General features: G+C 40.6%; 19 protein-coding genes and 2 pseudogenes. 12 read left to right on the top strand and 9 right to left on the bottom strand.

The features are described 5' to 3' along the window. Positions 1 to 642 precede the first annotated feature (642 nt). Positions 643 to 1,029 (top strand): hypothetical protein, encoded by a 387-nt coding sequence (locus PLEUR7319_RS0100890; RefSeq protein ID WP_019503315.1) that lies wholly within the window; start codon positions 643 to 645, stop codon positions 1,027 to 1,029. A gap of 60 nt (positions 1,030 to 1,089) precedes the next feature. Here PLEUR7319_RS0100890 and PLEUR7319_RS0100885 read toward each other — a convergent pair whose 3' ends face one another. Next, on the bottom strand, positions 1,090 to 1,590 hold the full coding sequence (locus PLEUR7319_RS0100885) for a PD-(D/E)XK nuclease superfamily protein (RefSeq protein ID WP_019503314.1): 501 nt from the start codon (positions 1,588 to 1,590) through the stop codon (positions 1,090 to 1,092). A gap of 54 nt (positions 1,591 to 1,644) precedes the next feature. Further along, entirely contained in the window at positions 1,645 to 2,499 is an 855-nt protein-coding gene (locus PLEUR7319_RS0100880) for a DNA adenine methylase (protein WP_019503313.1), read from the bottom strand. Positions 2,500 to 2,794: 295 nt separating this feature from the next. Here PLEUR7319_RS0100880 and PLEUR7319_RS43330 point away from each other — a divergent pair. Then, a pseudogene (locus PLEUR7319_RS43330) lies at positions 2,795 to 3,842 on the top strand (ISAs1 family transposase). A gap of 338 nt (positions 3,843 to 4,180) precedes the next feature. On the opposite strand, the gene PLEUR7319_RS41790 reads toward PLEUR7319_RS43330, so the two are convergent. Beyond that, positions 4,181 to 4,441, bottom strand: coding sequence for a thermonuclease family protein (locus PLEUR7319_RS41790; protein WP_371265360.1), 261 nt, complete (start codon positions 4,439 to 4,441; stop codon positions 4,181 to 4,183). 27 nt (positions 4,442 to 4,468) lie between these two features. Then, a complete protein-coding gene (locus tag PLEUR7319_RS41785; protein WP_019503311.1) occupies positions 4,469 to 4,756 on the bottom strand; it encodes a thermonuclease family protein in 288 nt (95 codons plus the stop codon). 113 nt (positions 4,757 to 4,869) lie between these two features. On the opposite strand from PLEUR7319_RS41785, the gene PLEUR7319_RS0100855 reads away from it, so the two are divergent. The 5 genes from PLEUR7319_RS0100855 (at position 4,870) to PLEUR7319_RS0100835 (ending at position 7,255) form a co-directional block, all read left to right on the top strand. Continuing rightward, on the top strand, positions 4,870 to 5,223 hold the full coding sequence (locus PLEUR7319_RS0100855) for a type II toxin-antitoxin system RelE/ParE family toxin (RefSeq protein WP_019503310.1): 354 nt from the start codon (positions 4,870 to 4,872) through the stop codon (positions 5,221 to 5,223). Next, complete coding sequence (locus PLEUR7319_RS0100850; protein ID WP_019503309.1) at positions 5,213 to 5,497, top strand: XRE family transcriptional regulator; 285 nt, start codon at positions 5,213 to 5,215, stop codon at positions 5,495 to 5,497. Before PLEUR7319_RS0100855 ends, PLEUR7319_RS0100850 begins: the two co-directional genes overlap by 11 nt. An 87-nt stretch (positions 5,498 to 5,584) precedes the next feature. Continuing rightward, positions 5,585 to 5,848: a hypothetical protein gene (locus tag PLEUR7319_RS0100845; RefSeq protein ID WP_019503308.1), complete on the top strand. Its 264-nt coding sequence runs from the start codon at positions 5,585 to 5,587 to the stop codon at positions 5,846 to 5,848. 75 nt (positions 5,849 to 5,923) lie between these two features. Further along, complete coding sequence (locus PLEUR7319_RS0100840) at positions 5,924 to 6,784, top strand: tyrosine-type recombinase/integrase (protein ID WP_019503307.1); 861 nt, start codon at positions 5,924 to 5,926, stop codon at positions 6,782 to 6,784. A gap of 39 nt (positions 6,785 to 6,823) precedes the next feature. After that, positions 6,824 to 7,255 (top strand): hypothetical protein, encoded by a 432-nt coding sequence (locus tag PLEUR7319_RS0100835; RefSeq protein WP_019503306.1) that lies wholly within the window; start codon positions 6,824 to 6,826, stop codon positions 7,253 to 7,255. A gap of 57 nt (positions 7,256 to 7,312) precedes the next feature. Here the strand turns inward: PLEUR7319_RS0100835 and PLEUR7319_RS0100830 are convergent, their stop codons facing one another. Continuing rightward, the gene (locus PLEUR7319_RS0100830; protein ID WP_019503305.1) at positions 7,313 to 7,768 is read right to left on the bottom strand and encodes a hypothetical protein; all 456 of its coding nucleotides are present in this window, start codon (positions 7,766 to 7,768) and stop codon (positions 7,313 to 7,315) included. A 130-nt stretch (positions 7,769 to 7,898) separates the two neighbouring features. On the opposite strand from PLEUR7319_RS0100830, the gene PLEUR7319_RS0100825 reads away from it, so the two are divergent. Continuing rightward, positions 7,899 to 8,585: a hypothetical protein gene (locus tag PLEUR7319_RS0100825; protein ID WP_019503304.1), complete on the top strand. Its 687-nt coding sequence runs from the start codon at positions 7,899 to 7,901 to the stop codon at positions 8,583 to 8,585. 12 nt (positions 8,586 to 8,597) lie between these two features. Here the strand turns inward: PLEUR7319_RS0100825 and PLEUR7319_RS0100820 are convergent, their stop codons facing one another. Genes PLEUR7319_RS0100820 through PLEUR7319_RS41775 form a run of 3 tightly spaced genes read right to left on the bottom strand, consistent with a single transcriptional unit; the run spans position 8,598 to position 10,313 of the window. Then, positions 8,598 to 8,918, bottom strand: a complete 321-nt coding sequence (locus PLEUR7319_RS0100820; protein WP_019503303.1) for a hypothetical protein — start codon at positions 8,916 to 8,918, stop codon at positions 8,598 to 8,600. Positions 8,919 to 8,931: 13 nt separating this feature from the next. Then, positions 8,932 to 9,507 carry a Tn3 family transposase gene (locus tag PLEUR7319_RS41780; protein ID WP_071592894.1) on the bottom strand — a complete coding sequence of 192 codons (576 nt, stop codon included), beginning with the start codon at positions 9,505 to 9,507 and terminating at the stop codon, positions 8,932 to 8,934. Then, a complete protein-coding gene (locus PLEUR7319_RS41775; protein ID WP_036798188.1) occupies positions 9,489 to 10,313 on the bottom strand; it encodes a DUF4158 domain-containing protein in 825 nt (274 codons plus the stop codon). Before PLEUR7319_RS41775 ends, PLEUR7319_RS41780 begins: the two co-directional genes overlap by 19 nt. 128 nt (positions 10,314 to 10,441) lie before the next feature. Between PLEUR7319_RS41775 and PLEUR7319_RS0100805 the strand changes: the two genes are divergently transcribed. The 3 genes and pseudogenes from PLEUR7319_RS0100805 to PLEUR7319_RS43325 form a co-directional block, all read left to right on the top strand. Then, complete coding sequence (locus PLEUR7319_RS0100805; RefSeq protein WP_019503302.1) at positions 10,442 to 11,056, top strand: tyrosine-type recombinase/integrase; 615 nt, start codon at positions 10,442 to 10,444, stop codon at positions 11,054 to 11,056. Positions 11,057 to 11,094: 38 nt separating this feature from the next. Further along, positions 11,095 to 11,550, top strand: a complete 456-nt coding sequence (locus PLEUR7319_RS33680; RefSeq protein ID WP_019503301.1) for a pentapeptide repeat-containing protein — start codon at positions 11,095 to 11,097, stop codon at positions 11,548 to 11,550. Positions 11,551 to 11,628: 78 nt separating this feature from the next. Then, positions 11,629 to 11,793 (top strand): annotated as a pseudogene (locus tag PLEUR7319_RS43325) (IS5/IS1182 family transposase); the annotation flags it as partial. Here PLEUR7319_RS43325 and PLEUR7319_RS33675 read toward each other — a convergent pair. Continuing rightward, a complete protein-coding gene (locus PLEUR7319_RS33675; RefSeq protein ID WP_237743491.1) occupies positions 11,771 to 12,358 on the bottom strand; it encodes a metal-dependent hydrolase in 588 nt (195 codons plus the stop codon). The pseudogene PLEUR7319_RS43325 and the gene PLEUR7319_RS33675 sit on opposite strands and share 23 nt — an antisense overlap. A gap of 132 nt (positions 12,359 to 12,490) precedes the next feature. Here PLEUR7319_RS33675 and PLEUR7319_RS0100790 point away from each other — a divergent pair, with 132 nt between their 5' ends. Beyond that, a complete protein-coding gene (locus PLEUR7319_RS0100790; RefSeq protein WP_019503299.1) occupies positions 12,491 to 12,928 on the top strand; it encodes a GFA family protein in 438 nt (145 codons plus the stop codon). Positions 12,929 to 12,942: the final 14 nt, after the last annotated feature.

Raw genomic sequence — 12,942 nt, 5'->3', positions numbered from 1 at the left:
GATGGGGAATTCTGCACGACACTTCGTTAACGATCCAAACATATCTGATGAGTACCGAAGTGAACTTCAGAAACACTTAAAAGATATTGATTCACTAGATATTGATCGATTAAAATCCAAAATTAAAAGTCTGAAAATAATTAAGTAAAGATAATTAAAACACTTTGTCTATTTCCCATAGAAACCTATTTTGATATTTAATTGAGTTATACTCGTTCGCCAATTTTAAATAAAAAAAGGGGGACGAACCCCCCACAAAAACAACTCAAAGCACAACAGGCACAGAGACGAGCCACACCGCACCAGAGACAGAACAAACTCTCTTCAATTGTCGCTACGCGGTTTTATTGCTTTCCCCCTTTCGTCCCCTCTGGGGTTCGGTCGCTGTGCTTTCCCCACTTTCGACTTCGTTGAATATCACACAGCAATCTAAGTATAGCGGGGGCAAGGGCAGTCGCTTACGCGGTTTGTTATCTGGGGACACCCCAGACCCCGAACGCTCGGCAAGGGTTTCACAAGCTGCGTTGGGGCTAATTTCTAACGTCGCTACGCGGTTTTAATATCTGCCCCACTTGCCCTATGCCTTCGCGGTAGCCCCCGCTTTTGAGATGCCGTTGTTTCTCCTTTTGGGGGCTTTTTGTCGTGCTTTCTCGTTGGTTTGGTCTTCGTTTTCGTCGTGCGGTGTCCGTTGGTGGTGCTTTCGTTTTGTCGGGTGTTCCTGCTGTGGCGTTTGACCGTGTTCTGGCTCGGTTGTTTGTCCTTGGTTGTTCCTTTGTCTCTGCTGGCTGTGGTTTGCGTTCTGGTTGTTGTTGGGTTTGTTTTCGTTGTCCTGCTTCTGTGGCTGGTCGTCTGGCGTTGTCTGTTCCTGCTCCTCCTGGTTTTGCTCCGTTGTTTGTTTCTGCTTCTGGGCGCGTCCTTTCTGGGGCTGCTGAGTTGCGGGTTCGGGCTGCTCGTGGTGGTCGTGGTTCTCTTGGTTGTGCTGTCCAGGTTTCCTGTTGTGGCGGGGCTGACAAGTTGCCTGTCGGCTAGTTTTCTTTAGGGGGTTCGTCCACTTTTTTAGATAGATTAGCTGCGATCGCTATTCAATTGCTACTTAAGAGTTTGATTTGCCCAACGAATAAACTCTTCTAAAGAAAAAACCTGAATACTCTTTTGTATTGCTCCACTAGGCAAATAGCGTCGCATTGATACTACTTCTTTTAACCAAGGAATCGCACCTTCTTTCATACCTCCACCGCCAGCAATAATAATAATGTCAGTTTCGGGCATTGCTTCAATGCAGTTGAGATATAGATAGGGAAACTTCTCGTCAACTGACCCGCTTGACTGTTGCCACTTACATTCAATTCTATGGTTAAGACTGTAGCGTTTAGACTTGGCTAAAAACTCGGTATATCCTCGATGTCCATATATGGTTGTGTAAGGAACGTGCTTTAAAAGAAGTTCAGTTCCATATTTGTCTGGCTTTTTCTTCCAATCACTATGTTTAACTATCTCAAAGCTTCTTGCTTTAAACGTAGGGATAATCGTCTTTTCTAGAATGCTCCCCTGTTGATTGGCTGTGTCTCCCTGCGTTGAAGATTTGGTCATAACTGTTCAGTTAAAAAACGATTTGAGCGCGATCGCACTATCCTACTGTTCCCTTTAATAGTTTGAAATTATCACTTCAGGAATTTTACCTCGTTTGTCACCTTGAGAATTAATCGCACGATTGGCATATACAAACTCAATTTTGTAATTAGAGTAGAGATCGAGAATCAGTGGAGCATTGGAGTTAGAAACCATAAATCGAACGCCCTTAGCATCAAGGCGATCGCAAAGATTTTTTAGACTTGACTGCATTTGAAGATCGAATCCATTCTGACTGTATCCTGTAAAGTTAGACGTAGCGTTTAACGGTGCATAAGGAGGATCGAAATAGACAAAATCGTCACGATTTACTTGTTCTTCGACCTCAAGGAATGAGCCATTAATAATCTGTGCTTTTTGAAGTGCTTGACTACAGGCTCTTAAATTAATCTCATCAACAATTTTAGGATTTTTATACCTTCCCATAGGAGTATTAAATTCACCCTTTGAGTTGACGCGGTACAATCCATTAAAACAGCTTTTATTTAGATAGATTAATCGGCTAGCTCTTTGAACATCAGACCATGATTTGTATTCATCAGTTCGATCAACGTTTCTGATTTGGTAATAATAGTCTTTTTCGTAAATGTGTCGTTTTAAATCGGCAATTAGTTCTTCAGTTTGATACTTGATTACTCTATAAGTATTGGTTAGTTCTTCATTGATATCAATTAGAATAGATTGCTCTGGTTGCATATGGAAAAACAATGCTCCACCGCCCGCAAATGGTTCAAAATATTTAGAGAAATTGCAAGGAATTCGCGATGTTAATTCTGGTAAAAGTTGGGTTTTGCCTCCAACCCATTTAACAAAAGGTTTAGCCTTAATATTGCTGTCTATTTCTTGAAGTTTTAATTGGTGTGATCGCATTACTCTATATAATCTTTAAGCTACTTCGTCTGGTTTTACCTTTGCTCGACGTTTGAAACTTTCAAAATCAACAACCTTAGATTTTTGATTAGTTTTCCAAATTTATTGAATCACATCGAAAATTTGAGGTAACACTACTAAAACATACTGATCGAGGTTTTTGTTTTTAGAGATTATTTAATATTTAGCATTGTACCTGACCAGGGCTATTTCATTCTAGGTGATATTGTAATTGTGGTAGTGTAAATAAACTAGAAAAGTGAGTGAAATAGCGATAATAGAAGCATTCTCTCGAATGCCAGATCGTAGAAGAAAACAGGGAACAAGGCATTCATTACAATTATGTTTGGCTCTGTTTACACTGGGGGTGACAGCAGGCAACCAAGGCTTTCTTGCGCTCGGAGATTGGCTAAAATCGTACAGTGAAGAATTAAAAGAGTTATTTGAAGTCAGAAGAATCCCTTCTTACAGCACAATTAGGAGAGCATTATTAAATTTGGATTACGAGGAGTATTCAGCTAGATTAGCAAGTTTTTTTGAAATCAAACCGTTAGCAGGTGAGACTTTGGCATTGGACGGAAAAGTGTTAAAAGGCTCATACTTACTTTCGTCAGACAACCCTCATTGTGAGCCACACAAGGCAATCACATTAGTTACGGCTTACCTAGTTGAAAGAGGACTAATCCTAAGACCAGAAAAAGTTAAAAACAAGAGTAATGAAATTACCGCAATACCCAAATTTATTGAGGCTTTAGCCGTTGAAGGGGTAGTTTTTGCATTTGATGCAATCAATACACAAAAAAACTATTGAAACAATTATCAATAGCGGAAATCACTATCTTGCTGCTGTCAAAGGAAATCAACCCAAACTAGATCAAGCTGTAAAAACGAAATTTGTCGAACATGACAGTTTTTACAATATTTTTAAAGGTCACGGAAGAATCGAAAAACGCAGAGTTAGTACTGCTTACTTAGATTTGAAGTTGCCTAAATGGTCGAGTATTAAAACGCTCATTAAAGTAGAATCAGAACGCCAACTCAAGTATAAAACGGAGTTTAGTACCAGATACTATATCTCTGATTTGACCGAATCAGCCTTCGAGTTTTATCAAAGAATTCGTGGTTATTGGGGTGTAGAAAATAAAGTTCACTATGTTCGCGATGTTACTCAAGGAGAAGACAAATCTAGAATTCGTACCTTACCATTACCTCAGATTTTAGCGATCGCACGTAACTTAGCTCTCAATTTATATCGAGATTCTGGATTTGACAATATGGCTCAGGCACAACGTAAATGCCAATTCAGTTTAAAACAGATTGCTTCTCTTTTTAGAATGAAATAGCCCTGTATTGATGGTCTGTATCAAACTATTAACTCTTCTAATATAGATAAAGATTTAAAATTTCTCTTACTTAAAAAACTTACTGCTTTAAAAGAAGTCATAGAAAACTATCAGTTTCAAGGTTCAGATGGTATAAAAAGAGAAGTTGAAAACATCATTGGTTCAATATTTTTAAACAAAGATAAAGTTAAAAATGATAATGAAGTCAACTTCGTTAAAAAGGTTTTCGAGCTAGTTTGCAAAGTTTTGTCTGCTGCTAGTGCTGCCAACAATTTGCTGCCTGAAGGTTGGACTGAAATTGTTCAAAATTTACTACCTCCAGGTTAATAGCGATCGCATTACTTATTAGCCTTCCGCCATTCCCAAGGCTTCTGATGACTGCCATTCCAAATACCTAGTTTCTCATCTTTAGCTAACTGTTCGGCGATCGCAAACTCACCGCGAATTGGACAATTACCCGAATACCTCTCATAGTGCCAAGCATAGCCATCTCTAACCATCTGAACATTTAAGTTAATGGCAGTGCTGCGAGAATCCTTGACATAAAGCTCCGCCACAGTTCTACCGTATCGATCCTGTTCGATTGGGACGAGAAGTATTTCACCATCGCTAATTTCTACAAGCGATCACAAGTGGTCGCGAGATTCAACACCTAAAGGCATTTTCTTTTCAGGGGCATCAATCCCACAGAATCTTATTTTGAGTTCTTCATTACCTCTGACAACTCGAAAGGTATCGCCATCATAGATACTTCCTGGTTTGACTTGCCATTTTTCAGCATAGTTATCTTTTAAAAAGACTTTAGAGATAGTCTTTTGAATGCCATTGTTAATAGTTTGGCGATTGCCGAGAACACCAATAAAGACGAGAATTAGACCAATTATTAAGCCAGAACTGTTAAACAGTCGTTTCATTGCCAGCAAGTAGTATATACGTTCTTTTACCCTGGCTCAATTAATTAGATCTGGGTGCGATTTAGATCGGATATTAGCGTACCATATAAGATACAGTTAACCAGGAGCGAAGATTGAAAAGATTACCAGCTAGATTTTTTCGCTCTGCCAATGGCGTAGAGCCAGTTAAAGACTGGTTGAAGACTTTAGACCGCGAGGACTGCCGTATTATTGGCAGCGATATCAAGGATGTAGAGTTTAGCTTTCCCATTGGTTTACCTTTGTGTAGATCGCTTTCTGGCTATAAGGATCTGTGGGAAGTGCGGAGTAAAATAACAGGGGGCAAGATAGCGCGGGTCATCTTCTACATCAGCAACGGCGAGATGATTTTGCTACATGGGTTTGTGAAAAAGTCCCAGAAGACACCAAAAAAAGAGATTGATTTAGCCGTAAAACGTCAAAAGGAACACCAAAAATATGAACGATAATCCTTACACTGGCTCTAATTTCGATGATTTTCTCGAAGAAGAGGGGCTATACGAAAAATGTACCGCGATCGCTATTAAGCGGGTACTGGCACGTCAGCTTGCGGAGGAGATGAAACGGCAAAACCTGACTAAAACTGAGATGGCGCGTCTGATGCAGACATCTAGAGCGCAGTTAGATAGACTACTTGACCCTGAAAAAACAGGAGTGAGTATTGAGACTATTACCAGGGCAGCGTCGGTAGTGGGTCGCCAACTACGAATCGAACTAGTTTAAGTGAGATAATAAAATTTAAAGGGAAGCCTCCCGACGACCAATCTAGAAGCTTCCCTTTTATTTCAAATCCTATTAGGAGTATAGCAAGTGACCAATAGTAACGGAAACGGTAGCGATCGCTTAGACAGAATTGAGGCAATTGTAGAATCACTAGCTCGTTCTGCTCAAGCAATTACCAACGACCATGAAGAGAGAATTCAAACTCTTGAGGATGTAGTCAGCAGATTAACCCGCATTGAAGAGGGACAAAACGCCATGCTGGGAAGTATTGATGAAAATCAGCCTACTGTCTTAAGGAGATTAATGGCAATTGAGAACAAAGTAGATAGTCTAATCGAACGTAATCAATAATATTTCTCTGGTTGAGTTCGTCTTTTTAATTCACGGACTCAACACAACAAAAGTAATATTCTGTTGCGCTCTATCATGGCTCTTAATACCTATCCCAATCTCACTAATGCCAGCACCGATACAGAGTTAATTAGATTATGGATTTCTCAAAAGTCCCCTACCACTCAAAAGACTTATATAACTATCTCTCGCCAGTTTCTCACCTTTGCGGGGAAGGATCTAGAAGAGGTGAAGCTCGAAGATATTTTGTTGTGGTTGGAATCGTTTCAGCTTCGGGGATTTAGTCAGAATACAGTTAATAATAAACTAGCAGCCATCAAATCTCTATTTGGTTTTGGGGTCAAAACTGGTTATCTGAGGAATAATCCCGCCTCGATGATTAAGACGATCAAGGCTAAAGATGCCCTCAATGAAAGAATACTGGAGAATGAAGAGGTCAAAGACTTAATCGATGCAGCTAGTAATGAACGCGATCGCCTGATACTTATTCTCTTATATATTCTGGGTTTGCGGATCTCTGAGCTAGTAGGTTTGAATTGGTCGGACTTTCAACCAACGGATGACAGCGTAACTGTAACTATTTTTGGTAAGGGTCACAAAACTAGAACCTTGTTGATAACTCATCAGTTATGGTCAGAATTAAACCAGCTTCCCAGGAGTGAGAAGACTGAAGCGGTGTTTTTATCTCGGTTTGGCAATCGCTTAGACCGCCATGCCATCCATCGATTGATTAAGAAAGCTGTCGAGAAAGCAGGGATTAATCCCCATACTTCGGCTCACTGGCTGCGTCATGCCCATGCTTGTCATAGTTTAAATAATGGTGCAGGGATAGATTTGTTGATGAAGTCTCTAGGGCATAGTTCCCTGGCGGTAACTTCAAGATATCTGCACGTTCAACCGAGTGAGTGTACGAGTAAGTTTATTGATTTGGATTAGGGCGATCTCGCTCTCAAGATAATTTTATTAATTAGACAAATGACTAAGAAGCAACCTTCATCAAGGAAGAAGCCAAAGAAACGCCATAAGTTTTTTCTCAATCCCTACTCTGATTGTGGTTTTACCAAGTGTCCAAAATGCGATGCCAAGACGAAAATCAGGAAATATCCTTTAGTAATTCACGTTGAGCCAAAACAGATATTCTTACTCAATAAGAAGTGCAAGTATTGTGTAAACTGCGACTTAATCATTGCCAAAAAGCAGGAAATTGAATCATTTTTAGCCTTGGCATTGAGTCCTCAGTTAAGTAAAAACGATTATCTAGTGATGGGGACAGTTGAGAGAAAAGATTGGGTTCAAGGTAATAAAGGCTCTCTCCCACCGTCAGAAATAATTGAACGGATGTATGTCTTCCAAGATGTCTGGGATTTTGAGGTAATTCCTGCGGGTTGGTATCCTGCCGAAGACTAGCCCCAACAAGACTTTGGGGTGAGTCTAGCTTGAGTGTTGTTGTTTTAAGAAAATTTTCTAATATCCCCAAACCTCTTCCATGTCCTCAATGTCAGGGTCATCATAACGTCTTAAGGTAGCTTGCCACTCTGACATATTATCTTTAATTGTTTCCTTCAAATCCGCCCAGTCTTCTGCGGAGATTAGACCCTGTTCGTGGAGAAAACTGTAAAATTTTTTCAAACTGGCTGCATTACTCTTGATCGATGAAGCACTTGCCCACATCGCTTTTTTGATAAACCAATAGCCGAAGTACATATCAACGCTCGTTATTCCTTCAGATGCTTCAGTAATGGGATATTCATATAAGAGGAATTCATTGATATAAAAATCAACGTTAGTAAGGTGATTGTTAATTGTTTTCTGTGTCAGTTGTTTGGCTTTTAACCAGGTAGCAAACTGTTCTAGTAATTGACTATTGCGCTCTCTCTCCTGTTGACAAGCTAGTTCGTACTCTTGATAACTATCTGACATCTTAAATTCTTTGCTTGTTGCTAATTAAATCTATTATTAATAAGTATTAATGCTTTGGCTTAGGAATTGTCCCAGAGCATAATAATGTTCTTATTAAGTATTTTTGTACACTAGCGCATCACCCATGACTATGACTTCAGATCTTGAGTCAGAAATTCTTGTTTTACGGGACAAACGTTTAACCTCGAAGCAAATTGCCCGTAAGTTGGGTCTGAAAGTGTCTCAAGTTAACTCTGTAATCAAAGCAAGTGCGGAAAAAACTGCCATAGCCAGAGCATCAACTGGAGAATTAGCCCCAGTGGCTCAATGTTTGGTTAATACTAAATGTGCCGAGTTATTATTAGAGGAGCCAACTCTTGATGAGAGTGGTATGGGTGGATTGGGAATCGTTTTAGTAGCGAGAACCACAGGCTTTAAGCGGTTTGTAGTTTGCACCTACATGGTTGATTATTGGTGTCTGGGGTTAAAAGATACGATGGTCGAGAAGAAACTCAATGACATTAAATACCAACAATTCCTGAAAACGGTTTATCGAGGATTCCCCGACGGTTATCAAGAGATCGCCTTGGAGCAAGCACAGGCAATTGTCTATGGTGCGATCGATTATGCTAAGTCGTTAGGATTGAAGCCTCATAAAGATTTTCAAAAAACCAAAAATCATTTAGGCTCTTGGAATGGTCAGCCCAAATTAACCTTTGGTCGCCAGGGTAAGCCTTATTTTATTGAAGGACCTTATGACAATGGAACTCAGATTATGCAGACTTTAAGACAGAATGTCGGAGAGGGTAATTTTGATTATCTTATTGGTTTAGGGTAAGTTCTTATTGCTCTACCTCCCATCCCTAATATCTAAAGTCACCTCAGCAGTAATACGACCCTCGTTCTGTCCGAGAATCTTCACCCGTCGAACCTTCCCACGATAGGGAGAATAAACACTAGTCAACTGCTCCAGTTCCTCATCAACTTTATCTAGCTGAGTTTGTAGAGAGTTTATTTGCTCCTGCTGCTTCTGCATTAGGGTTTGATAGTCTGATACTTTCAATGAGTGTTCGTACTGTTGTTTTTGATAGTTAAGTTTGGCTTCGTCTAAGGATGCGATCGCCTTCTCGACATGGGGGAGAGCCGAGATACATGTAAAATAGTGCAACATCTCCCTCAAAAGCTTACTCTGACTGACTTTCAAAAATATCTACTGGCAGGTTAATCGCCCCCTCAAATGGTTGGGGAATGTTCTTCAAATCCACCACGTAATCCCCGTACCGTTTGAGATTGCGGTTGGTATAAGGACTCATAGTTGCCAACATCCGACGATTAATCTTAAATCCCTCTGCACTCAAAGAACGAATTACACCAGTCATATCTACCGTATTCTGGAGAATTACCGCACTAGCCACCAAATCTAAATACTTCAACCGCTTTTCTTGTTCTACGGGGTCATTGTCTGTAATTACGCCATCTTTGCCAAAGAACAGCCAGTCCAAGAAATGATGATAGCTCTCAACGATATTAGTACAGGCATTAACCTCTCGACGCAAAGCGCGATCGGAAATAAATCGCAGCAGATACATAGTACGTATAACTTTACCTAAAGCTCGAAAAGCCTGATACAACCTGTTCTTCCGACTATAACTACCCAACTTCCTTAAAACAGTTGAAGGTAAAAGTTTTCCCGCTTTAATCGACAGTACCACCCGCATTAGATCTTGCCAGTGGGTCTGGATTAACTTCCATTCCGCCACATCATCGAATAAAGGGTCAATATAATCGCAGCGAAGGATTTAACTTTGGTAGCGGGGATAAATGAGAGTAATTTCTGGGCATCTCCTATCAGCATCATGGTATCGAACTTATCCTGTAGTTCTTTGATGTACTTGAGTTTGTGACTTTTGGGAGGAGATTTAAGGAGATTAAGATTGGCATTAGTATTCTCAACTGAATCGGGAACTAGCAAGCCATCTATATTCTGCCTGTCAGTGGGGGATAATTTGCGGGCTACCCGCTTGAACAGACGAGTATTTACAATCGAGCGAATATGACAGGCTAAACGGTCGAGAGTGCTGAAGGCTGGCAATTCATAGCGTTGTCTCACCAACTCTTCAATGGCGACGTTAATTAAATCTGCGGGATGATCTCTAACAAAAGCTGCATCCCTAATCGCAATCGCTGCTAATTCCTGACCCCGATTATTGTAGGGACTGATATTCAGATATTCTCTAATGGCTTCTTGATAGTAGCGAATCGACCGTAGAGAAGGAACGGGAGAGACTTGGTAATTTAGCCGAAGACAGGTGCGGAGGTGAATAATAATTGGCTGGGGTACTAATTCTGGATGAGTGAAATAGCCCAATCTTTGAAAGGATTTGAGCATTACCATTAATCCCAAGAAACCCGTTTTACTTCTGGTGCGACTGGTGACAAACTTTATTTCTTCAACTGTTGGGGTGTAAAGTTCGTGGAGTTCTTTGTTAGATGGATAACGCTTGAACTGAGGATAGGCAGTTCGACTAATTACGGTAATAGCGATCGCCTCCACAGATAAACTCAACTAACTTAAATTGAGATTACAGCATTGATTTGACCTTTATTCGTGCTACGAAACATTACTTTGCCTAAAAGACATCATTCTCGGCAAAGTATCATTAAGGCATAGACCGCAGCATGAGGTGTTTACCTATGCTACAAATAACTGCTCCAGGTTCTTTTTCGGCAAAGTTAAAAAATCTCCCTCCAATCAAACAGCCCTCGAAGGGAGAAAGGGAATATTTGCGTCCGTCAGAGGTCAAAGCTTTGATAAAAGCTGCCAAGAGTTTCGGTAGGAATAGAGTAAGGGATGCTGCAATGATTCTGTTAATGTTTCGTCACGGTCTGCGGACGGCAGAATTAGTAGCTCTTAAATGGTCGAGAGTAGACCTAGTTTCTGGCTATCTAGAGGTTCAAAGAGTCAAACACGGTCATCATAGCGTACATCCCCTTCGTTCTCCTGAGTTAAGAGCTTTAAGACAGTTAAAGAGAGATTATCCCGACACCCAGTATGTCTTTGTCTCCGAGCGCAAAGCACCTCTGTCTACTCGTTCGATTCGTCATATTATTGCTAGGGCAGGAAGATTGGCGGGAATTGAAGGTCGAGTGCATCCCCATCAGCTGCGTCATTCCTGTGGTTACTATCTGGCAACCAACGGACATGATACCAGAGCGATTCAGGATTATTTGGGACATCGAAATATTCAGCATACCGTTCGTTACACTCAACTAAATCCTTCTAGATTTGAGAGTTTTTGGACTGATTAGGGCAAATAAATAAAAGATAGAAACAAGAGAATTGCATCATGACTGCTGAAGAATTGCTTGAAAGGTATGCTGCTGGGGAAAGAGATTTTTCTGGGGTCTCTTTACGAGAACTCGATTTTAGTGATTGCGATCTTAGAGGAATCAATTTGAGTAATGCCGATCTTTCTCTGACTGGATGGGAAGGGGCTAACTTGAGTAATGCAGATTTAAGTAATGCTATTTTAGATGAGAGCGGGTTCAATAATGCTATTTTGATCGAAGCCAATTTTAGAAAAGCTCATCTTCAAGAATGTGCTTTTAGGAATGCTGATTTGACTGATGCTTGTGTTCAAGGAGCAGTTTTTGGACCTCCTTATTTGGTTGGAGCAAATTTAACTGGTGTAGATTTAAGTAAATCCAAAATAGATCTCCCTGGAGGAATTGATAACCCTAGAATTGCTGGTGCTATTTTATGCGATACGACTCTTCCTGATGGGGGTAATTGGACATTATAGGTTTTAAGTTTTCATGTTTATGAAACTTATGCAGAGCAAGTTTTTGAGGGTTATCTTGCACTATTTTACACGTATCTCGGCTCTCCCCCAGTTAAAGCCAGATGGGTAATAGAAAGAACTAACTCTTGGATGGAAAGATGTAAAAGCTTGGTCAAAAATTTTGAAAGAACTCTCGATCATGCCACCACCAAGATTAATCTTTGTTTTGTCAGACTGATGCTCAAAAGACTAGCGATCGCGTAGATCCCAAATGGGTTCTATAGATTCTGACTATGCCATCTCTCAAACCTAAATTCTGACTGACTTTCTGAGTTATCCCTCCACCGTTGGCTAGATAAATTCCTAAAGTTAGGAGAGTGATCGCAATACCTAAAACCCATAATTCACCAGCACCACCAGTTTTAAGCCTTCGTCGAGGATTACTTACACTAATTGCCCAGACAGGCTCAGGATAAAATAACTGTACTCCTTGTTTGGTGAAGGTATCGGAGAAACAGGCGAGGAGATGACCCAAAGGCAGAGCGATCACTGCTTTAAGACTGCCATGCAGGAAGAAATAGTTAGCCCCCAGACTTACTGCCGTAATAGCCGCCGTAGCCAGAAGAGAATGAGTAACGGAACGATGGGGAAAACGATCCTCTATCCAAGAGCTAATGGGATAGAAGATTTTACCAATGGTTGAAGTAGTGGTGTCAATATCAGGAATCTGTGAGCCAAGGATAGCCAAACCTAACGGTAGAGGTTGGCCAGTTCCCAAGATTAAAGATGTTCCTGCTGCTGCTATTGAACAATGAGTAATTGCCATCATAAGCGGTAATTGGTAGCGGTAGTCAATCACCAGTCTTAAGTGTTTGTTACGGATTGTCAGTTACTAAGCTCACAAGCGATATAACGATCTCAGCAGGGTAAATAGAACACTTACCCCAAAGGAGAGAAGAATATGTCTGAACTAAGTGTTGCCAAAGGTAGTTGCCTGTGTGGAGCGGTAAGCCTTTCTACCACCAGCATGAACCCTCATGTTGCAGCTTGTCACTGTAATATGTGTCGTAAATGGGGTGGAGGAGCTTTGATGGCAGTTGAATGTAGCAGTGATGTTAGTTTCTCAGGCGAAGAAAATATCGGGCTTTATCAATCCTCAGAATGGGCAGAACGAGGATTTTGTAAGCAGTGTGGTAGCCATTTATTTTATCGGTACAAACAAAATAATCAATACTACATACCAGCAGGGATTTTCGATAATGAATCCGACCTAGTTTTAGAGCATCAGGTTTTTATCGACGAAAAACCCGAATATTACTCTTTTGCCAATGAAACTAAGAATATGACGGGGAAAGAGATATTTGCACAGTTTGGATCTCAATCAGAATGGTTTTCGTAGATCTCATTCTATTA

Source organism: Pleurocapsa sp. PCC 7319 (assembly GCF_000332195.1).
Lineage (GTDB): Bacteria > Cyanobacteriota > Cyanobacteriia > Cyanobacteriales > Xenococcaceae > Waterburya.
This window is presented reverse-complemented; position numbering and strand designations above follow the sequence as displayed.